This is a genomic window from Streptomyces sp. 150FB (assembly GCF_000818195.1).
Lineage (GTDB): Bacteria > Actinomycetota > Actinomycetes > Streptomycetales > Streptomycetaceae > Streptomyces.
Genome location: NZ_JTHL01000001.1, coordinates 5,227,854 through 5,230,295, shown reverse-complemented (window position 1 = coordinate 5,230,295; position 2,442 = coordinate 5,227,854). Strand labels below are relative to the sequence as shown.

Below are 2,442 nucleotides of genomic sequence, written 5' to 3'. Positions count from 1 at the left end.
CGGCGGACGCCGCCGACTGCGCGAAGGCCGTGGAATCCGGCGACCCGGCGGCCGTACGGGTCTGGCGGGACGCCGTCGACGGGCTGGCCGCCGGGCTGGTCACCGCGCTCACCCTGCTGGACCCCCGCACGCTGATCATCGGTGGCGGACTCGCCGAGGCGGGGGAAACGCTGTTCGGACCCCTGCGCGCCGCCGTCGAGGAGCGGGTCACGTTCCAGAAACTGCCCACGATCGTTCCGGCGGCCCTCGGGGACACCGCCGGATGCCTGGGCGCGGGGCTGCTCGCCTGGGATCTTCTCGCCACGGAGGTGGACACCTGATGGCCGCAAGCGCCGTACGCGCCGAAAGCGCCACGAGCGACAACAGCGACAGCAGCGCGGAAAGCACTCCCCGGGTGCCGGGCGGCACCGGCGGCGCGCGCCCGCGGAGCACCGTACTGACCGGAGCCCGGGTGGTGCTGCCGACCGGGACCGTCGACGGCGGCCGGGTGGTCGTCGAGGGCGGCCGGATCGCGGAGACCGCCGCCGCCGACGCCACCGAGATGGACCTGACCGGCCACTGGCTGGTGCCCGGCTTCGTGGACATGCACAACCACGGCGGCGGTGGCGCCTCGTTCACCTCGGGGTCCGTGGACGATGTGCTCGCCGGCGTCCGTACGCACCGCGAGCACGGCACGACCACCGTCGTCGCCTCCCTGGTCACCGGTGAGATCGACTTCCTCGCGCAGCGCGCGGGCGTGCTGTCGGAGCTGGTCGAGCAGGGCGTCCTGGCGGGCCTCCACTTCGAGGGCCCTTTCATCTCGCCGTGCCGCAAGGGCGCGCACAGCGAGGCGCTGCTGCGCCACCCCGACCCGGCCGAGGTGCGCAAACTGATCGACGCGGCGCGCGGCACGGCCCGCATGGTGACGCTCGCCACCGAACTGCCCGGCGGCATCGAGTCCGTACGGCTGCTCGCCGAGCACGGCGTGATCGCCGCGATCGGGCACACGGACGCGACCTACGACCAGACCGTCGAGGCCATCGAGGCGGGCGCGACCGTCGCCACGCACCTCTTCAACGCGATGCCGCCGGTCGGCCACCGCGACCCCGGGCCCGTCGTCGCCCTGCTGGAGGACGAGCGGATCACGGTGGAGCTGATCAACGACGGTACGCATCTGCACCGCGCCTCGCTGGAGCTGGCGTTCCGTCACGCGGGCGCGGAGCGCGTCGCCTTCATCACCGACGCGATGGACGCGGCGGGCTTCGGCGACGGGCTCTACGAGCTGGGGCCGCTGGGCGTCGAGGTCAAGGACGGTGTGGCGCGGCTGGTGGAGGGCGGCGCGATCGCGGGCTCGACCCTGACGCTGGACGTGGCGTTCCAGCGGGCGGCGACCGTGGACCGGCTGCCGGTCGGTGACATCGTGCGGGCGATCTCGGCCAACCCGGCGAAGCTGCTGGGGGTGTACGACACGGTCGGCTCGCTGGAGCCCGGCAAGGACGCGGACCTGGTGGTGCTGGACGCGGACTTCGCGCTGAAGGGCGTGCTGCACAAGGGCGAATGGGTGATGAAGCCTCAAGTGGGCTGATTCACGTACGAGTTCGGACGAGTACGTACGCTGTGGCGCATCGGCGGTTGGCCCGGGGGCTGGGCCAACCGCTTTCTTTTTGGCATGATCACCCGGTAGTCAGCGGCGTCGGCTTGTTTCCAGGGGGGTGGGGGGCGGGTGATCCTCACGGTCACGCTCAACACCGCGCTGGACATCACCTACCGCGTCCCCGCCCTGACACCGCACACCACGCACCGCGTCAGCGAGGTCGAGGAGCGGGCCGGCGGCAAGGGCGTCAATGTGGCGCGTGTGCTCGCCGCGCTCGGCCACCGGACGGTGGTGACGGGTTTCGCGGGCGGCCGTTCGGGTGAAGCGCTGCGGGAGTTACTGGCAGGCGCACCCGACCCCGCCCCCGGCACGGCGGGTCCGGCAGGCACCGCGGGTCCAACAGGCACCGCGCCCGTCGACGCGCTCCTGCCGATCGCTGGCAGCACCCGCCGTACGGTCGCCGTCGTCGACCGGGCGACGGGCGACACCACCCAGCTCAACGAGCCGGGACCGGTCATCTCCGCCGCCGAGTGGTCCGCCTTCCTCGCCGAGTACGCGCGGCTGCTCGACGGCGCCGAAGCCGTGGCCCTGTGCGGCAGCCTGCCGCCCGGCATCCACGTCGGCGCGTACGCCGACCTGGTACGCGGGGCACGCGGCGCCGGCGTACCCGTACTCCTCGACACGAGCGGCGAGCCCCTGCGGCGCGGCATCGCCGCCCGTCCCGACGTGGTGAAGCCGAACGCCGAGGAACTGGCCTGGCTCACCGGCTCACGCGAACCGCTGCGCGCCGCCCGCGACGCGCGCCGCCGTGGCGCGCACTCCGTCGTCGCCTCGCTCGGCCCCGAAGGCGTCCTGGCCGCCACCCCCGA

At 73.6% G+C, this 2,442-nt stretch carries 3 protein-coding genes; all 3 read left to right on the top strand.

All coding sequences use genetic code 11. The features are described 5' to 3' along the window. A partial coding sequence (locus QR77_RS22435) for an ROK family protein (RefSeq protein WP_040023902.1) occupies positions 1–320 on the top strand: 320 nt, incomplete at its 5' end. Further along, positions 320–1,564, top strand: a complete 1,245-nt coding sequence (gene nagA, locus QR77_RS22430; RefSeq protein ID WP_078877016.1) for an N-acetylglucosamine-6-phosphate deacetylase — start codon at positions 320–322, stop codon at positions 1,562–1,564. The genes QR77_RS22435 and nagA, both read left to right, overlap by 1 nt. A 138-nt stretch (positions 1,565–1,702) precedes the next feature. Then, a partial coding sequence (locus QR77_RS22425) for a PfkB family carbohydrate kinase (RefSeq protein ID WP_040023900.1) occupies positions 1,703–2,442 on the top strand: 740 nt, incomplete at its 3' end.

Coding starts and splice junctions, on each gene's coding strand:
- nagA (WP_078877016.1), top strand. CDS start 320: ATGGCCGCAAGCGCCGTACGCGCCGAAAGCGCCACGAGCGACAACAGC.